This window comes from Delftia sp. HK171 (genome assembly GCF_001886655.1).
Lineage (GTDB): Bacteria > Pseudomonadota > Gammaproteobacteria > Burkholderiales > Burkholderiaceae_C > Comamonas > Comamonas acidovorans.
On the sequence record NZ_CP018101.1, the window covers coordinates 5,396,942 to 5,413,050 of the forward strand.

The following is a 16,109-nucleotide window of genomic DNA, read 5'->3' on the forward strand; positions in this document are numbered from 1 at the left end:
CACGGGCCGAAGGCAACGTGTTTGCGCACGCTGCCTTTTTTGCTGCCTGCGACCTGTTCCTGCTGCCTGTTCCTGCTACCTGTCGCGCACCGCATCGGCCAGCGCCGCCCAGGCCTTGAGCGTCAGCGCATGCGTGAAGGCCGCGCCCGCCACCGGGTGCGATGACAGCTTGACCACCACCATCTGCGCGGCCGGGTTCACGTGGATGAACTGGCCGTGTATGCCGGCGGCCTCGTAGGCGCCGTCGGCGTTGTGCAGCACCCACCACTGGTTGCGGTAGCTGTAGCCGGGCCGCGCGGCCTGGATGCCGCGGAACTTGAACTGCTCGCGGTCGCCGCCGCGCGCAATGTCGTCCAGCACTGCCTTGTCGAAGATCTTCTGGCCGTTGAAGCTGCCGCCCAGGCGCAGCATCTCGCCCACGCGCGCCAAGTCACGCGCCGTGGCGTTCAGGCCCGCGCCCTGCAGCGGCGTGCCGGTGCTGTCCACCATCACATAGGCGTCTTCCTGCATGCCCAGCTTCTGCCAGATGTTCTCGCTCATGAGATCGCTCCAGCGCCGGCCCGTGACGCGCGAGACGATCCAGCCCAGCACCTCGGAGTGCACGGTGCGGTAGACAAAGCCCTCGCCATGCGTGCCTTCCTTGGGCAGCGTCTTGAGGAAGTCGTAGACATTGGTCGGCCCCGCGTAGCCGGGCGGACGCGGCAGCATGCCCGAGGCCCAGGAGTAGCCGAAGATCTCGGTCTTGGGGTCGGTGTAGTCCTCGCGAAAGCGCACGGCGCCCGTCATGTCCATGACCTGGCGCACCGTCATGTCGCCCCAGGCCGAGCCTTCCAGCTCGGGCACGTATTTCGTCACCAGCGCCTGGGGGTCGATGCGCCCCTCGTGGGCCAGTTGCGCGGCCATCAGGCCGGTGAACGATTTGGTGACCGAGAACAGCAGGTGCGGCGAGCTGGCCTGCATCTGGTTCTGGTAGCGCTCGAAGACCACCCGCCCCTTGTGCAGCACCACGATGGCGTCGGTATAGGTGCGGTCCAGCCATTGGTCCACGGTGACGGGCTGGCCCTTGTCGTCGTCAAAGCGCAGGCCGCCCAGGGCCATGGGCGCTTCGGGCAGGGCCGAGGGCGCCGCCGCGCCGCGACGGATGTTCTGCGTGGGCTGGATTTCGCGCAGGTGCTGCACCACCCAGCGCAGTTGCGGATAGCGGTAGCCGTTGGACACGTCCACACGCTTGTCTGCGACCGGCGGAAAGCCCTGCATCAGCCCCAGTTGCTCCAGGCGCACGCTGTCGGGCGGCGGCAGCGCGGGCGCTGCGGGGGCCTGTGCCTGGGCCGCCACCCAGCCGGGCTGTAGCGCCAGCAGGGCCAGCAGGGCCATGGCATGCCGGGAACGCCGAAAGAGCGGACTGACCATCGTTGTCTCCTTGGTTTTGGAAACGGCCAGTCTTGCAGAAAGCCCCCGGCCGGTCACGGGTGTTCGCCCGCCCGCAGGCCGCAAGGCTGTCGTCTGCGCGACGAAGGTTTCAGCGGCGCATCAAGGCCGCATCGCACCAGCGCTGCGCCACGGCCGGAGAAGTGGTGCAGACCGTGTCGTGCGTCACCGTGGTCACGGCGCGCTCCAGCAGCTGGATGTCGGCCTCGTGCTGGCGCGCCACATGCGGGTCCTCGAAGAAGATCACGCGCTGGCAGCGGCGGTCCAGCACCAGGTCGGCGATCTGCGCATCGCCGCCCAGCGGGCCGCTGTTGTAGCGGTCCACCCAGGGCCGGTCCTCGGGCCAGCCACGGCTCCAGGCCATTTCGTTGAGCCGCTGGCCCGTGGTGCCCGTGCCCACGCGCCGGCCAAAGCGCGACAGCAGCTCGAAGTTGCGCGCCGCGAAATCCAGCATCGTGGGCTTGAGCGCATCGTGGGCGATCAGCGCCAGCGTCTGCTGCGCATAGTCATGGAAGCGCTGCGCGCCCGCATCCCTGGGAAGGCCGGCATGGATGCGCTCCATCTCGATCCAGTCGCGCGCCGAGGCCACGGTGGACAGGAAGGGCTTGCCGTGGATCACGCATTGGCGCTTGAGCGCCACGGCCTCGGGGAAGATGGAGGACGGATCGACCGGGTCGGTCAGATAAATGGCGCCGTCAATCGTGCGCTCGTCGCCTTCCACGCCCACCACCTCGGCCACCAGCTTCATCAGCCCGCCTTCGCGGCCATAGGGATAGCGGCGCAGGCCCCGGTAGGACGCCAGCATGCCGGCGGCCTGGATGGCGTCGAAGGTACGGCCCACGGCATGCAGGCCCAGCTGCAGCTCGCGGATGCCGGACTCGCAGGCGCGCAGCCAGCCGAACAGTGCGGCATCCTCGGTTTGGTGGTGGATTCGGTTGGCGGCCAGGCCCAGGCGTATCGGCATACAGGTTCACTCATCAACAGTGGGGAGAGGTCCGCATCGCCTTGTCGGCCCGCGAACCAGCGGCAAGAATAGCGCCAATCCATGACAGCGCCGGCCCGCAGGGCAGCGGCGCTGAACTTTTGGCCGGCCCGTGCATCCATTGTTGCGTCATGCCCTCAATGCTTCCCTTTCTGTGGCCCCGAAGGCGCCTGCACCGGATCACGGCGGCGCTGGGCGTGGCCGCGCTGCTGGCGGCCAGCGGCTGCTCCGTGCTGGACACCAAGCAGCGCGAATGGATCTTCCAGCCCAGCGACCGCAGCTGGCCCGGCGCCAACACGGCCGGCATGGAAGATGTCTGGATCGACATGCCAGCGCAGGACGGCGCCCGCCTGCATGCGCTGTGGCTGCCCCAGCCGGCCACGGCCGGCAACGCCCCCGTGCTGCTGTACCTGCATGGCGCGCGCTGGAACGTTGCCGGCTCCTCGCCGCGCATCCGGCGGCTGCACGAACTGGGCTTTTCGGTGCTGGCCATCGACTACCGGGGCTTTGGCAAGAGCAGCGCCGGCCTGCCGTCCGAGGAATCGGCCGCCGAGGACGCACGCGCAGGCTGGGACTGGCTGGGCCGGCACGCTCCGGGCCGGCCGCGCTTCATCTTCGGCCATTCGCTGGGCGGTGCCATCGCCATCGACCTGGCGCGCAGCGTCCAGGATGAGGCCGGCGTCATGGTCGAGGCCACCTTCACCAGCATTCCCGACGTGGTCCGCAGCTTCCGCTGGGGCTGGCTGCCCGTGGGGCCGCTGATCACGCAGCGCTTTGCCTCCATCGACAAGGTGGCCGGCATAGGCTCGCCGCTGCTGGTCGTGCACGGCAGCGCCGATCCGCTGATCCCCGCCACGCTGGGCCGCCAGCTGTTCGAGGCGGCCAGCGAGCCCAAGCGCTTTGTACTCATCGAAGGCGGCAACCACCACAACACCCAGTCGCGCGCCATGGAGCAATACCGGCAGGCGCTGGACGAGCTGTTCGGGCTGCGCCTGCTCGCACAGGCGCCCACAGCGCCAGCAAGCCCGCGCTGAGCGGCGCAGCCGGCGCCGCCTTCCGCGCTACGGGCAGCTTGCTGCGTTCTGCGAGATCACGGCGCGCAACTGCCGCGTGGTGGTGCTGTCATCCGGGCCCAGCGTGTTGCGCGTGTAGCGGCAGCCATAGGTGGGCGCGGCCACCGTGGCGGCCGTCTGCACATCGTCACCGCCCGGCTTGGCGCCGCCCTGCTCCCACTGCACCATGGCATCGAAGGCTTCCACCTGTTCGGCCACGGTGAAGTCGCAGTGCGATGCGCCGCGGATGGCGCGCTGCACCAGCCACTGGCTCCGGCCCTTGTCGGCCACGCGGCGCTGGTAGATCTGCTCCATGCTGAAGGGCACATACAGATCGCCCAGCGTATGCAGGGTCACCACGGGAATGTTGATATCGCCGGAAGTCACGGGAATCCAGCGCAGGCCGTCGCGGCGCGGCCGGTTGGCATCGGGCGCGGCCGTGCGCTTTTGCGCAGCGGCATTGAGCGCGGCCGAGGCCGCGGCATCCCCGTCGATGCGGTAGGTGAAGCGGTTGGTATCAGTCACATTGCGGTTCAGGATGCCGTTGACCGAGCCATCGCTGCCGAACACGCCCCAGACCGGCGCGAACGAGCCGCCCACGGCCACGCCCAGATCGAACAGCGGGCGCGGGCCACCCGTGAGGTTCTGGATGACCGACAGATAGGCGCGCCCCGTCGCGGTGGGAGCCGACGGAAAGGTGGTGAACAGGGCCGAGGTCACCTGGCCCTGGATGGCGGCCCACTCGGTGACAGGGCGCTGGGCCACGCCGGCCATGGCCTGCGCGGTGACCTGGGCCGCGGCGAAGTAGTCGAACAGTTCGGTATCTCCTGTCACGCCGCACATGGGCACGGCGCCCTGGTAGCGCACCTTGTTCCTCGCGGTGGCCTGGGCCTCGGCCTCGATGGCCGCCGCCGTGACATGGCCGCCCATGGAATGGCCGGTGATGTACAGGCGCTGCGGCTGCGCCAGCGGCCGGCCGTGGGATGCGGCCAGGCGGTTGAAGGCCAGCGCCAGCGCATTCGTGTCCTCCACGCCGGCGCGCACGTCGTAGTAGTTCTTGCTGTAGCTGGACGCCGCCCAGGCATAGCCGTTCTGGATCAGGTACCGGCGTATGGACGGATTGGTGACGTTGAGCGCACTGCCCTCGCCCGCATAGCCGTGGGCATACATCACCAGGCGGCCATTCCAGTTGGCCGGCACCTCGATGCGGTAGGCCGCGCCTTCCAGCACACCGGCCCAGCGGCTGGTGCTGGCGTTGTCGACCACATCGCCCGAAGCGGCGGCCAGCGCGTCGAAGCTGGTGGCCGAAGGATTGGCCGGCGCAAAGCTGCGGCTGTCCTGTGCCCGCGTCTCCTCGGGCGCATCACCGTCCCCCCCGCCGCAGGCCGCAAGGCCCGTGGCCGCCAGCAGACCGAGATACTTCCAACGATTCCAACGCAGGGCTCGCATAAGACTGTCTCCTTGGGATGAAGGTGTTGAGGGGAACGCGCGCAAAAAAATCAGGTTCAAGCGGGATTGCCGACGCAGCCTATGCCAGACAACTGGCCCGCCATGCGGGTAGGAACCCGCAAGCAGGGGCTGCCGGCTGTCACCCAGATGACTGTCGCCTTGCGCTAACATCCGCGCTTGCGGTGCAGGCCGCACCCGGACCTGCGGGAAGGGTTGAACCCACCTGTATGCGCCTCCCGGCGTTTTTCTCTTGCCACATGCCTTTGTGCGCCAAGCTGCAGGTCATTGGCCTTCGTGCACGGAGGTATCCCTGTGAAACGCATTCCCGCCCGGCCCGACATGGGCCACCTCAAGAAACAGGCCAAGCAACTGCTGGCCGCCTATCGCTCAGGCTCGGCCCAGGCCATGGAGTCCTTGCGCTCCCACCTGCCAGCAGCCAAAGGCCTTGCCGATGAGGCGCTCGCCGCCAAGGACCTGCGGCTGCACGACGCCCAGTCCTGCGTGGCGCGCGAACACGGTTTCGCTTCATGGAGCGAGCTGTCAGGCTACGTCGAGGCATGCCAGCGCCTGGCGGCGGACCCCGAGAAATCCCGGCTGCACTGGCTGGCCCTGGTCTATGCCGGCGATGTGGCGGGCGGCACGCACCGCGCGCAGCCCGCGCTGGCCCGGCGCCTGCTGGACGAGCGGCCGGAACTTGCGGGCAGTGATCCCTGGGTAGCCTGCGCCACCGGCAATCTGGCCGTGCTGCGCGAGGCCGAGCGCAGCGACCCCGGCTGGCTGCGCCGAGCAGGCGGGCCGTTGGCGCTGCCGCCGCTGATGGCCGTCACCCATTCCTGCCTGCTGCGCCTGCCCGAATTCACCGAGCACCTGCACGCATGCGCGCGCTGGCTGCTGGACGCGGGCGCCGACCCGCTGCAGACCATAGGCAACCGCTGGCCCCCCGCCTCGCTGCAGACCCCCTCCGATACCGAGCGGCTGTCGGCCCTCTATGGCGCAGCAGGCCAGAACCATGATGCGCAACTGACGCAGATGCTGCTACAGGCCGGCGCCGACCCCAACGACGGCGAATCGCTCTACCACTCGCTGGAAGGCACGCCCGCCAGCCGCGAATGCACGCGGCTGCTGCTGCAAGCCGGCGCACGCGCGGACGGCAGCAATGCCCTGTTCCGCGTGCTGGACCTGGACGATGTGCAGGCCCTGCGCCTGCTGCTGGACCACGGCGCCGATCCGAACGAGGACAACGGCCAGGGCGAATGGGGCCGCCCGCTGCTGTGGGCCATCCGCCGGCGCCGCTCGCCCGCCCATGTGCAGGCGCTGCTGGATGCCGGCGCCGATCCGTCGGTCCGCACGCCGCAGGGCCTGCGTGCCGCTGCACTGGCGCGGCGCTTTGGCCTGGCCGACGTGGCCGCCCTGCTGGAACAGGCGGCGGGCAGCGAGCCCACCACGCCGCAGGAGCAGCTCCTGGCCGCCTGCGCCGTGGGCGACGCAGCACAGGCTCGCCGTCTTGCCGCAGCCCACCCCGGGCTGCTCCAGGGCCTGGCACCCGAACAACTGCGCATGCTGCCCGAACTGGCGGCCCTGGGCTGCATGGACGCCGTGCGCTGCATGGTGGAACTGGGCTGGCCCATCGCCGCGCGCGGCGGCGACTGGGATGCATCCGCACTGAACCAGGCCGTGTTCCGTGGCGATGCCGCCATGGCGCGCTTCCTGCTGGAGCACGGCGCACAGTGGACCGAACGCCACGCCTATGGCGACAACTGCGCAGGCACCCTGTGCTGGGCATCGCTGAACCGGCCCGAATCCACGGAACCCGGCGGCGGCGACTGGCTGGGCTGCGCCCAGGCCCTCATCGACCACGGCATGCCCCTGGCCAGGCCCGACCCCGAGGCGCCCGGCTGCGTGCTCATCGACGGAAGCCGGCAGCGGTATCCGGAGGAGATCGCGGATCTGCTGCTGGGGGTGGCTGCCGGCTGAAGGCCCTCAGTCCCGGCTGGCCTGCCAGCGCCGCAGCACGAAACCCGCCCACAGCGCCGTGAACACGGCCGCGCCAAAGACCCAGCCCGACAGCGCGCCCGCCATGCTGCCCGACAGCAGCGTGCCAATGGTGCAGCCCAGCCCCGTCATGGCGCCCCATCCCAGCAAGGCGCCACCGGCCAGGCCGCGTGCCGCATCGCGCCAGGTGGGGCGGCGCGGCGTCCACTGGCGGCTGGCCACGGCAGCGCCCCAGGCACCGGCCACCAGGCCCAGCAGCAGCACGGCATGGGGCGTGAGCAGGCTGTTGAGTACGGCCGTGGCGCAGCCGCCCAGGGTGTCCAGGCCGTGCAGGCGCTCGGGCACCCAGCCGCCCGCCTGGGCCCAGCCGCGCACGGTGCTGCCCAGCGTGGTGGTCACGCCCAGCGGCCGCATGCGCACGATGGCGGCGGCCGCGATCAGGCCCACGGCCAGGCCGCCCAGCGCGGCGTTCCAGCGGCCTTGCCACAGTGACAGCCACAGCTGGCGCAGGCCCGGTGGCTGCGCCGGTTCTGCCGCAGGCCGTGGCTGTGCGCGACCCGAGCGCCCATGAATGCCCCAGACCCAGGCCGCCAGCAGTCCCAGCACGGCCAGTTGCAGCGCCAGCGCGCCGCCATAGCCCAGATGCGCCGGCAGCCAGATGACGGGTGCATCGGCAATGGCCAGGCTGTACAGCGGGTTCCAGCTGCGAAACCCCAGCACGAAGCCCAGGCCCGTGCCGACCAGGGCAAACGGCGCCACGGGCGAGCCCTCGCCCAGCCGGTACCAGTGGGCGCTGATGCACGAGCCCGAGACCGACATGCCCGCGCCAAAGGCCAGGCCCGCAAGGACCAGCACCCAGCTCACGGGACCTATGTGCATGTCGGGCGGCAACTGGCCCGGCTGGGGCACGGCCACCCAGCTGCCCAGCACCACGGTCATGCCCGCCGATCCCACGGCCAGCGCCAGCAGGATGGAGAGCACGCCGCGCGGGTCGCCGAACTCGAACCAGTCGCGCGCATGGCAGTAAAAGCAAAAGCGCGAGCGCTGCAGCACCAGCCCCAGCAGCAGGCCCAGCGCCAGCGCAAAGACCAGGGTGCGCCCGCCGCCTTGCAGCTGCAGCTGCGCCGCCACAAGCCAGGCTGCGACCAGCACGGCGGCCAAGGGCAGCCATCTGGTCCAGTCCCTTGCCCTGTGCCCGCCATTCACGTTCTGCGTGTGCTCACCGGTCACGCTTGTCATTCCTGCCCCCTTTGTTGCCATCCACGCATAAAAAAAGGGGCCCGCAGTCTGCGGGCCCCAAAGGAGCCGAGCTTTTGCCAAAGCCACTCGTCACCACCCCTGATCCGTCAAACCAAGAGCACCGACACCCCTCGCCCGGCCCCCGCCTTCAAGACAGGTTGATCGACTGCAGGTTCATTTCGCGGCCCAGACCGTGCCGGCCGGGTTGTTGATGGGCACACCCACGGAGTTGCCGTATTCGGTCCACGAGCCGTCGTAGTTGCGCACCTGGTAGCCCAGGATCTTGGACAGCGCAAACCAGGTGTGGCTGGAGCGCTCGCCGATGCGGCAGTAGGTGATGACGGGCTTGCTGCCGTCGATGCCCACGCCCGCATAGAGCTTCTTGAGTTCTTCGGCGGACTTGAAGCTGCCGTCCTCGCGCACGGCCTGCCCCCAGGGCACGTTGACGGCGCCGGGGATGTGGCCTGCGCGGATGGCCAGCTCCGGCACGCCGGCCGGGGCGAAGACCTTGCCCTGGTATTCGTCGGCCGAGCGGATGTCGACGAGCCTGGCGTCGCTGCGTCCCTCGGCCGAGGCCAGCGCATCGGTCAGGCGCGCGCGCAGCGCTGTGTTGACCTTGCCCACGCGATAGGTGGTGGCCGCATATTCCGGGGCGCGGTTGTTGAGGGGGCGGTTCTCGGCCTCCCACTTCTTGCGGCCGCCGTCCAGCAGCTTGACGTTCTGCACGCCATAGATGTCGAAGACCCAGGCCCCCCAGGCCGCGAACCAGTTGTTGGTATCGCCGTACAGCACGACCGTGTTGCCTTCCTTCACGCCGGCCTGGGACAGCAGCTTCTCGAACTGCTCCTTGCCCACGATGTCGCGGCGCACCTTGTCATTGAGGTCGTTGTGCCAAGAGAAGTTGACGGCCCCCGGCACATGGGAGCGTTCGTACAGGCCGGGGTTGACGCTGACCTCGACGATGCGCACATCGGCGCGGTTGAGGTTGGCCGCCAGCCATTCGGTGCTGACCAGCGGGCCTTCGGGCACAGGCGCATTGGCATGGGCCGCACCACCGACCAGGGCCACGCCCCACAGCAGGGTGCACGCCCCCTGGCGCAGCGCGGCGGGAAGGGAGGAGAAAGCGGTCAGCGTTGCCATTGCGGTCCTTTGTTCACAGTTGCGTTGATCGGGTTGATTCCTCTGCAATGCAATGTAGGCAGGGCCCGGCCGGTTCCCAACTGCGCAATCCGCAGATGGATATGCACCGCCCGAACATGGACAGCGACACCCCTTGTTCTCTGCTACCCTCGGTCGCCTATGTCAGCGCCCCTGTCTCCCGCCGCCGCGCAAGCGCAGCCGGCCATGTCCCCCGTCCTGGTCGTCGTCCTGCTCGGCCTGCTGCTGGGACTGCAGCCGCTGGCCACCGACCTGTACCTGCCGGCCCTGCCGTCGATACAGGCGGCCTTCTCCACCCAGGTGTCCCAGGTGCAGCTCACGCTGACGGCGTTCCTGCTGGCCTTCGGCTGCTCGCAGCTGGCCTGGGGGCCGCTGTCCGACCGCTTCGGGCGCCGGCCCATCCTGCTGGCGGGCATGTCCATCTACGTGCTGGCCGCGCTGGGCAGCGCCAGTGCCGAGACCATGGAGTCGCTGATCGCCTGGCGCGCGCTGCAGGGGGCATCGCTGGGCGCCGGCGTGATGTGTGCACGCGCCATGGTGCGCGACCTGTTCGCGCCGCACCTGGGCGCCCAGGTCATGTCCAAGGCGCTGACCGGGCTGGGCGTGATCGCCTTCCTGAGCCCCGTCAGCGGCAGCCTGCTGGTGGATTCGCTGGGCTGGCGCTCGACCATGCTGGCCCAGGCCGTGATGGGTGCGCTGGCCCTGCTGCTGGTGGCCCTGCGCTTCACGGAGACACTGGCCCGCACCAATCCCACGGCGCTGCAGCCGCTGGCCCTGGCGCGCAACTGGATCACTATCCTGCGCCACCCGGGATTCCAGTCCTACCAGTTGCTGACCTGCTGCACCTATGCAGCCCTGTTCACCAACCTGGCCGCATCTTCCTTCACCTATATCCATGTGCTGGGCGTGAGCCGCACGGGCTACGGCCTGCTGATGGGCAGCAATGCGCTGTGCTACATCGCGGGCACCTTCCTGTGCCGCTGGCTGCTGCAGCGCATGGATGTGCGGCGCGCCGTGCAGATTGCCGGGCTGGCCAGCCTGCTGTCGGCCACGGCCATCGGCATTGCGGCGCTGGCCGATGCGCGCAGCCTCTGGGCCTATGCCCTGCCCTTCTATATATTCCAGATCGCCCATGGCGTGCACATGCCCTGCGGCCAGAGCAATGCCATCGCGCCCTTCCCGCAGTCGGCGGGCACGGCCTCGGCGCTCAACGGCTTCACCATGATGCTCATCGCCTTTGCCATGGGACACTGGCTGGGCCTGCACCTGGACGGCCAGTCCACCCGGCCCATGGCCTTCGGCATCTGGTTCTGGGGCGTGTGCACGGCCCTGGTCGCCTGGGGGCTGGTGCGCCGCCACGGCCGGGTCGATGGCCACCGCTGATTCCACTTTCCTGCGTTCCCGTTTCTCGAATGTCCACCGCTTCCCCGCTCCCCTGCCTGGCCATCGCCGGCCCCACCGCTTCAGGCAAGACCGCTGCCGCCCTGGCCCTGGCCAGGCTGCTGGCCGAACGGGGCCAGGCCGCAGAAATCATCAGCGTGGACTCGGCCCTGGTCTATCGCGGCATGGACATCGGCACGGCCAAGCCCACGCCCGAAGAACTGGCTGCCTGCCCCCATCACCTGATCGATATCCGCGACCCGCTGCAGGCCTACAGCGCGGCCGAATTCGTGCAGGACACGCAGCGCCTGGTGGCCGAGATCCGCGCGCGCGGCGCCCTGCCGCTGCTGGTGGGCGGCACCATGCTGTATTTCAAGGCCCTGCAGGATGGCATTGACGACATGCCGGCCGCCGACCCCGCCGTGCGCGAGCGGCTGGACGCCCAGGCCGCGCAGATCGGCTGGCCCGCCATGCATGCGCTGCTGGCCCAGGTCGATCCCGCCACGGCCGCGCGCCTGGCGCCGGCCGACAGCCAGCGCATACAGCGCGCGCTGGAGGTCTGGCATGTGTCGGGCAAACCGCTGTCCAGCTTTCATACGCGCAGTGGCAAGAATGCCGAACAGGGCCTGATCAGCCCCGGCGGTTTCTTCTCGCTGGAGCCGCAGGACCGCGCCTGGCTGCATGCACGCATTGCCCAGCGGTTCGACGCCATGCTGGACGCCGGCTTCATCGACGAAGTGCAGCAACTGCGCGCGCGCGGCGACCTGCACCTGGACCTGCCCTCCATCCGCTGCGTGGGCTACCGCCAGGCCTGGGAATCGCTGGACGGCCTGTACTCCATGAACTCGCTGCGCGAACGCGGCATTGCCGCCACGCGCCAGCTGGCCAAGCGCCAGATCACCTGGCTGCGCAGCATGCCCGCCCGCCATGCCATCGCCTGCGATGCGCCCGATGCCCAGCAGCAACTGCTGCAGGCAGCGATGGCCGTGGTGGCCGCAGCAACCCAGGCCCGCAACGGCTGAACAGGAAACCGCCTTCATGACTGCCGCGCCCCAGGACAACACGCCGCTGACTCAGCCGCCGCTGCTTCAGGTCCAGGGCCTGGCGCGGCGCTACCGCAACGACGGCGGCACGGAAACCGCCGTCTTCGAGAACGTGGACTGCAGCGTGGCGCGCGGCGAGTTCGTGGCCATCGTGGGTGACTCGGGCGTGGGCAAGTCCACCTTTCTCAACTGCCTGGCCGGGCTCGATGAGTGGCAGCAGGGCCGCGTGCTGCACGAAGGCCAGGACCTGTCGGCCCTGGATGAAACCGGCCGCGCGCTGTGGCGGCGCAGCCATGTGGGCTTCGTGTTCCAGGCCTTCCATGTGCTGCCCCATCTGGATGTCTGGCACAACGTGGCCCTGCCGCTGATGCTGCTGCAGCGGCTGGATGCGGCGGGCCGCCAGCGCGTGCAGCAACTGCTGCAGGCCGTCGGGCTGCAGGGGCTGGAGCAGCGCCTGCCCTGGCAGCTCAGCGGCGGCCAGCTGCAGCGCGTGGCCATTGCACGTGCCCTGGTCCACGGCCCGGCCCTGCTGCTGGCCGACGAGCCCACCGGCAACCTGGACCCCGGCACGGCCGCACAGGTCATGGAACTGCTGCTGCAGCAGACCCGGGAACACCAGGCCGCCCTGGTGCTGGTCACGCACTCCATCGAGGCCGCGCGCCGTGCCGACCGCGTGCTGCGCCTGACCGCACAGGGCATGCAGCCCGCCTAGCGCCAAAGATCGCTCGCCCATGCTCGCCCTGCTTCGCACCTTTTCCTGGCAGGAGCTGCGCCAGCATCCCTGGCGCACGGCCACCGCCCTGGTGGCCATCATGCTGGGCGTGGCGCTGGGCTTTGCCGTGCATGTGATCAACCAGTCCGCGCTCGATGAGTTCTCGCGCGCCGTGCGCACGGTCAGCGGCCAGCCGGACCTGGAGCTGCGTGCCATGCAGGGCGGCCTGCCCGAATCGCTGTATGGCCGTGTTGCGCAGCAGCCCCAGGTCAGCCTGGCCGCCCCCTGGATCGAAGCCACGGCCCTGGCCGGCACCGCCACGCCGGTGCAGTTGCGCGTGCTGGGCGGCGATGCGCTGCGGCTGGCGCCCGTAGCGCCTGCGCTCATGCCCCGGCTGTTCGATGGCGGCGGGCGGCTGGACCTGTTCGCGCCCGATGCGGTCTTCCTCAATGCAACGGCACTCGAAGCCCTGGGCCTGACGCCGGAGCAGGCGCGGCACACGCCCCTGCCATGGCAACTGGGCGGGCGCGCGCAGACCCTGCGCATCGCGGGCACGGTGGCCGCATCCGGCCCGCCGCTGGCCGTGATGGACATAGGTGCGCTGCAGGACAGCCTGCAGCGCTGGGGCCAGGTGGACCGCATCGATGTGCTGCTGGCCGAAGGCGCCACGCGCGAGTCCCTGCTGGCCGAGCTGCGCCGCCTGCCCGACTGGCCCGCCCAGGCCCTGGCCAGCCGCCCCGGCGACGACCAGCAGCGCATTGCCGAGATGTCGCGCGCCTACCGCGTCAACCTGACGGTGCTGGCCCTGGTGGCGCTGTTCACGGGGGCGTTCCTGGTGTTCTCGGTGCTGGCGCTCAGCGTGGCCCAGCGCGCGCCGCAGTTCGCCCTGCTGGCCGTGCTGGGATTGACGCCGCGCCAGCGCCTGGGCCTGGTGCTGCTGGAATCGCTGCTGCTGGGCATGGTGGGCAGCGCGGCCGGCATTGCGCTGGGCGCGGGCCTGGCCTGGCTGGCCCTGCACCTGCTGGGCGGTGACCTGGGCGGCGGCTACTTTGCCGGCGTGCAGCCTGCACTGCAGTGGAGCGCCGGCGCCGCGCTGACCTTTGGACTGCTGGGCGTGGCCGCCACCGTGGCTGGCGGCTGGTGGCCGGCGCGCCAGGCGATGGAGTTGCCGCCCGCCGCCACGCTCAAGGGCCAGGGCGCGGGCTCCGAACGCGCGGCGCGCGGCCTGCCGGCCCTGCTGCTGATGGCAGCCAGCGTGGCCCTGGCCTTTGTGCCGCCCGTGGCCGGCATTCCCCTGGCCGCCTATGCCGCCGTGGCCCTGCTGCTGCTGGGCGGCATGGCCGCCCTGCCCTGGCTGTTGGGCCAGCTGTTGCGCCTGGTGCCGCAATCGCTGCTGCGCCAGCCGCTGGCCCTGCTGCCCGTGGAGCGCGCACGGCGCATGCGCCGCAGCACCACGGTGGCCGTGGGCGGCGTGGTGGCCAGCCTGAGCCTGGCCGTGGCGCTGACCGTGATGGTGGCCAGCTTCAGGGACAGCATGATCGCCTGGCTGGATGCCGTGCTGCCCGCCCCGCTGTACCTGCGCACGGCCGGCAGCGCAGGCCGTGCCGATGCCGCGCCCCTGCCCGCCGATCTGGCCGCGCGCATTGCCGCCCTGCCTGGCGTGCAGCGCGCCCAGCCCATGCGCAGCACCAGCCTGTGGCTCAGCCCGGATCGCCCCGCCGTCAGCCTGCTGCTGCGTCCGCTGCATGGCCCCCAGGGCCAGCAGTTGCCGTGGATACAAGGCCCCGTGCAAGCGCCCGCTGGCAGCACGCCCGTCTATGTCAGTGAAGCCGTGGCCCAACTCTATGACGTGCGGCCGGGCCAGGAGTGGCCGCTGCTGGCCCAGGCCCTGCCGTCGGAAGATTCCCGCGTGTTTGTGGCCGGCATCTGGCGCGACTATGTGCGCCAGTTCGGCGCCATCGCCATGGACTGGGACGACTACCAACAGCTCGCCAAGGGCAGCGCCACCACGGCAGGCCCCACCGAAATCGCCATCTGGCCGGACGGCGACGACACGGCCACGGCGCAACAGCTTCAGGCGCGCATCCAGTCCCTGCTGACCGGTCCGGGCGCCGCGCAGGCACTGGAGTTCGCCAGCAGCGGCGCGCTGCGCGAGCGCTCCATGCGCATCTTCGACCGCAGCTTTGCCGTGACCTACTGGCTGCAGGCCGTGGCCATCGGCATCGGCCTGTTCGGCATCGCGGCCAGCTTCAGCGCCCAGGTGCTGGCACGGCGCAAGGAATTCGGCCTGCTCGCCCACCTGGGCCTGACGCGGCGCGACATCCTGGCCGTGGTGGCTGGCGAGGGCATGGCCTGGACCACGGCGGGCGCCATCGCCGGCAGCCTGCTGGGCCTGGGCGTGGCCGTGATCCTAGTGCATGTGGTGAATCCGCAAAGCTTTCACTGGACCATGGAGCTGTCCCTGCCGTGGCCCCGCCTTTTGGCGCTGGCTGCCAGCGTGATCGCAGCAGGCACGCTGACGGCCTGGCTGGCCGGGCGTGCGGCTGCAGGGCGCGAGGCAGTGCTGGCGGTCAAGGAGGATTGGTAGGAAGCAGCCTGCGACAATGGCCGCCATGCCGCACACCACCTCTTCCTGGCTGCATGAGGCCATCAACCGCATCGAGGCCGATTACCAGCGCAGTGCCGACACGCACCTGATCCCGCTGCCCCTGCCCGGCTTTGCCGACCTGGGGATCGACCTCTACCTCAAGGACGAATCCACCCACCCCACGGGCAGCCTCAAGCACCGGCTGGCGCGCTCGCTGTTTCTCTATGCGCTGTGCAATGGCTGGGTGCATGAGGGCTCGACCATCGTCGAGGCATCGAGCGGCTCCACGGCCGTGAGCGAGGCGTATTTCGCGCGCCTGCTGGGCCTGCCCTTCGTGGCCGTGATGCCGCGCAGCACCTCGGCCGAGAAGATTGCGCTGATCGAGTTCTACGGCGGTCGCTGCCATCTCGTGGACAGCGCAGGCCAGGTCTACGACGAGGCACGCGCCGTGGCCGCGCAGACCGGCGGCCACTACATGGACCAGTTCACCTATGCCGAGCGCGCCACCGACTGGCGTGGCAACAACAATATTGCGGAGAGCATGTTCACCCAGATGCTGCGCGAGCGCCATGCCGTGCCGCGCTGGATCGTGGTGGGCGCGGGCACGGGCGGCACCAGTGCCACCATTGGCCGCTACGTGCGTTTCCAGCGCCATGCCACGGGCATCTGCGTGGCCGACCCCGAGGGCTCGGTGTTCGCCGCCTACCACCGCACGGGCGATGCCACCCTCACCGCGCCGGGCTCGCGCATCGAGGGCATAGGCCGCCCGCGCGTGGAGCCCAGCTTTGTGCGCACCCTGGTGGACCGCATGGAGGAGGTGGCGGACTGCGATTCCCTGGCCGCCATGCGCAGCCTGTCCGCACTGCTGGGCCGGCGCGTGGGGCCGTCCACGGGCACCAACTACGTGGCCATGCTCAGGCTGGCCAGCGAGATGCGCCAGCGCGGCGAGCAGGGCTCCATCCTCTCGCTGCTGTGCGATGCGGGCGAGCGCTACCTGCCCACCTACCATGATGCGGACTGGGTGATGCAGCGCATCGGCGACTGCGGGCCGGCCCAGGCGCGCATCGCGCAGTTGCAAAGCTGATCC

12 protein-coding genes are annotated in these 16,109 nt (G+C 70.1%); 7 read left to right on the plus strand and 5 right to left on the minus strand.

Annotated features, from left to right (window positions below; genetic code table 11):
* Positions 1 to 75: 75 nt before the first annotated feature.
* Positions 76 to 1,410: a serine hydrolase domain-containing protein gene (locus BO996_RS24085; protein WP_071956591.1), complete on the minus strand. Its 1,335-nt coding sequence runs from the start codon at positions 1,408 to 1,410 to the stop codon at positions 76 to 78.
* A 109-nt stretch (positions 1,411 to 1,519) separates the two neighbouring features.
* On the minus strand, positions 1,520 to 2,392 hold the full coding sequence (locus BO996_RS24090) for a methylglyoxal synthase (RefSeq protein ID WP_012206945.1): 873 nt from the start codon (positions 2,390 to 2,392) through the stop codon (positions 1,520 to 1,522).
* 149 nt (positions 2,393 to 2,541) lie between these two features.
* Here BO996_RS24090 and BO996_RS24095 point away from each other — a divergent pair, with 149 nt between their 5' ends.
* Positions 2,542 to 3,444, plus strand: a complete 903-nt coding sequence (locus BO996_RS24095) for an alpha/beta hydrolase (RefSeq protein ID WP_034396513.1) — start codon at positions 2,542 to 2,544, stop codon at positions 3,442 to 3,444.
* A gap of 27 nt (positions 3,445 to 3,471) precedes the next feature.
* Here BO996_RS24095 and BO996_RS24100 read toward each other — a convergent pair whose 3' ends face one another.
* A complete protein-coding gene (locus BO996_RS24100) occupies positions 3,472 to 4,911 on the minus strand; it encodes an alpha/beta hydrolase (protein ID WP_043819206.1) in 1,440 nt (479 codons plus the stop codon).
* 312 nt (positions 4,912 to 5,223) lie between these two features.
* Between BO996_RS24100 and BO996_RS24105 the strand changes: the two genes are divergently transcribed.
* Positions 5,224 to 6,885: an ankyrin repeat domain-containing protein gene (locus tag BO996_RS24105; RefSeq protein WP_071956592.1), complete on the plus strand. Its 1,662-nt coding sequence runs from the start codon at positions 5,224 to 5,226 to the stop codon at positions 6,883 to 6,885.
* 6 nt (positions 6,886 to 6,891) lie between these two features.
* Here BO996_RS24105 and BO996_RS24110 read toward each other — a convergent pair whose 3' ends face one another.
* Both BO996_RS24110 and BO996_RS24115 read right to left on the minus strand, forming a co-directional pair.
* The gene (locus BO996_RS24110; protein ID WP_071956593.1) at positions 6,892 to 8,142 is read right to left on the minus strand and encodes a YeeE/YedE family protein; all 1,251 of its coding nucleotides are present in this window, start codon (positions 8,140 to 8,142) and stop codon (positions 6,892 to 6,894) included.
* Positions 8,143 to 8,316: 174 nt separating this feature from the next.
* On the minus strand, positions 8,317 to 9,282 hold the full coding sequence (locus BO996_RS24115) for a sulfurtransferase (RefSeq protein WP_012206950.1): 966 nt from the start codon (positions 9,280 to 9,282) through the stop codon (positions 8,317 to 8,319).
* Positions 9,283 to 9,486: 204 nt separating this feature from the next.
* On the opposite strand from BO996_RS24115, the gene BO996_RS24120 reads away from it, so the two are divergent.
* From BO996_RS24120 to BO996_RS24140, 5 genes are read left to right on the plus strand one after another with little or no spacing between them, the layout of a single operon-like run.
* Positions 9,487 to 10,683: a multidrug effflux MFS transporter gene (locus tag BO996_RS24120; protein ID WP_071956594.1), complete on the plus strand. Its 1,197-nt coding sequence runs from the start codon at positions 9,487 to 9,489 to the stop codon at positions 10,681 to 10,683.
* 29 nt (positions 10,684 to 10,712) lie between these two features.
* Entirely contained in the window at positions 10,713 to 11,702 is a 990-nt protein-coding gene (gene miaA / locus BO996_RS24125) for a tRNA (adenosine(37)-N6)-dimethylallyltransferase MiaA (RefSeq protein WP_071956595.1), read from the plus strand.
* A 16-nt stretch (positions 11,703 to 11,718) separates the two neighbouring features.
* Positions 11,719 to 12,435 carry an ABC transporter ATP-binding protein gene (locus BO996_RS24130; protein ID WP_070080923.1) on the plus strand — a complete coding sequence of 239 codons (717 nt, stop codon included), beginning with the start codon at positions 11,719 to 11,721 and terminating at the stop codon, positions 12,433 to 12,435.
* A 19-nt stretch (positions 12,436 to 12,454) separates the two neighbouring features.
* The gene (locus BO996_RS24135) at positions 12,455 to 15,022 is read left to right on the plus strand and encodes an FtsX-like permease family protein (RefSeq protein ID WP_071956596.1); all 2,568 of its coding nucleotides are present in this window, start codon (positions 12,455 to 12,457) and stop codon (positions 15,020 to 15,022) included.
* A 16-nt stretch (positions 15,023 to 15,038) separates the two neighbouring features.
* Complete coding sequence (locus BO996_RS24140) at positions 15,039 to 16,106, plus strand: PLP-dependent cysteine synthase family protein (protein WP_071956597.1); 1,068 nt, start codon at positions 15,039 to 15,041, stop codon at positions 16,104 to 16,106.
* The last annotated feature ends 3 nt before the right edge of the window (positions 16,107 to 16,109 follow it).

Excerpts from the sequence above, each read along its gene's own strand:
- BO996_RS24120 (WP_071956594.1), top strand. The coding sequence starts at position 9,487 with ATGTCCCCCGTCCTGGTCGTCGTCCTGCTCGGCCTGCTGCTGGGACTG.
- BO996_RS24110 (WP_071956593.1), bottom strand. The coding sequence starts at position 8,142 with ATGACAAGCGTGACCGGTGAGCACACGCAGAACGTGAATGGCGGGCAC.
- BO996_RS24140 (WP_071956597.1), top strand. The coding sequence starts at position 15,039 with ATGGCCGCCATGCCGCACACCACCTCTTCCTGGCTGCATGAGGCCATC.
- BO996_RS24085 (WP_071956591.1), bottom strand. The coding sequence starts at position 1,410 with ATGGTCAGTCCGCTCTTTCGGCGTTCCCGGCATGCCATGGCCCTGCTG.
- miaA (WP_071956595.1), top strand. The coding sequence starts at position 10,713 with ATGTCCACCGCTTCCCCGCTCCCCTGCCTGGCCATCGCCGGCCCCACC.
- BO996_RS24100 (WP_043819206.1), bottom strand. The coding sequence starts at position 4,911 with ATGCGAGCCCTGCGTTGGAATCGTTGGAAGTATCTCGGTCTGCTGGCG.
- BO996_RS24130 (WP_070080923.1), top strand. The coding sequence starts at position 11,719 with ATGACTGCCGCGCCCCAGGACAACACGCCGCTGACTCAGCCGCCGCTG.
- BO996_RS24095 (WP_034396513.1), top strand. The coding sequence starts at position 2,542 with ATGCCCTCAATGCTTCCCTTTCTGTGGCCCCGAAGGCGCCTGCACCGG.
- BO996_RS24090 (WP_012206945.1), bottom strand. The coding sequence starts at position 2,392 with ATGCCGATACGCCTGGGCCTGGCCGCCAACCGAATCCACCACCAAACC.
- BO996_RS24135 (WP_071956596.1), top strand. The coding sequence starts at position 12,455 with ATGCTCGCCCTGCTTCGCACCTTTTCCTGGCAGGAGCTGCGCCAGCAT.
- BO996_RS24115 (WP_012206950.1), bottom strand. The coding sequence starts at position 9,282 with ATGGCAACGCTGACCGCTTTCTCCTCCCTTCCCGCCGCGCTGCGCCAG.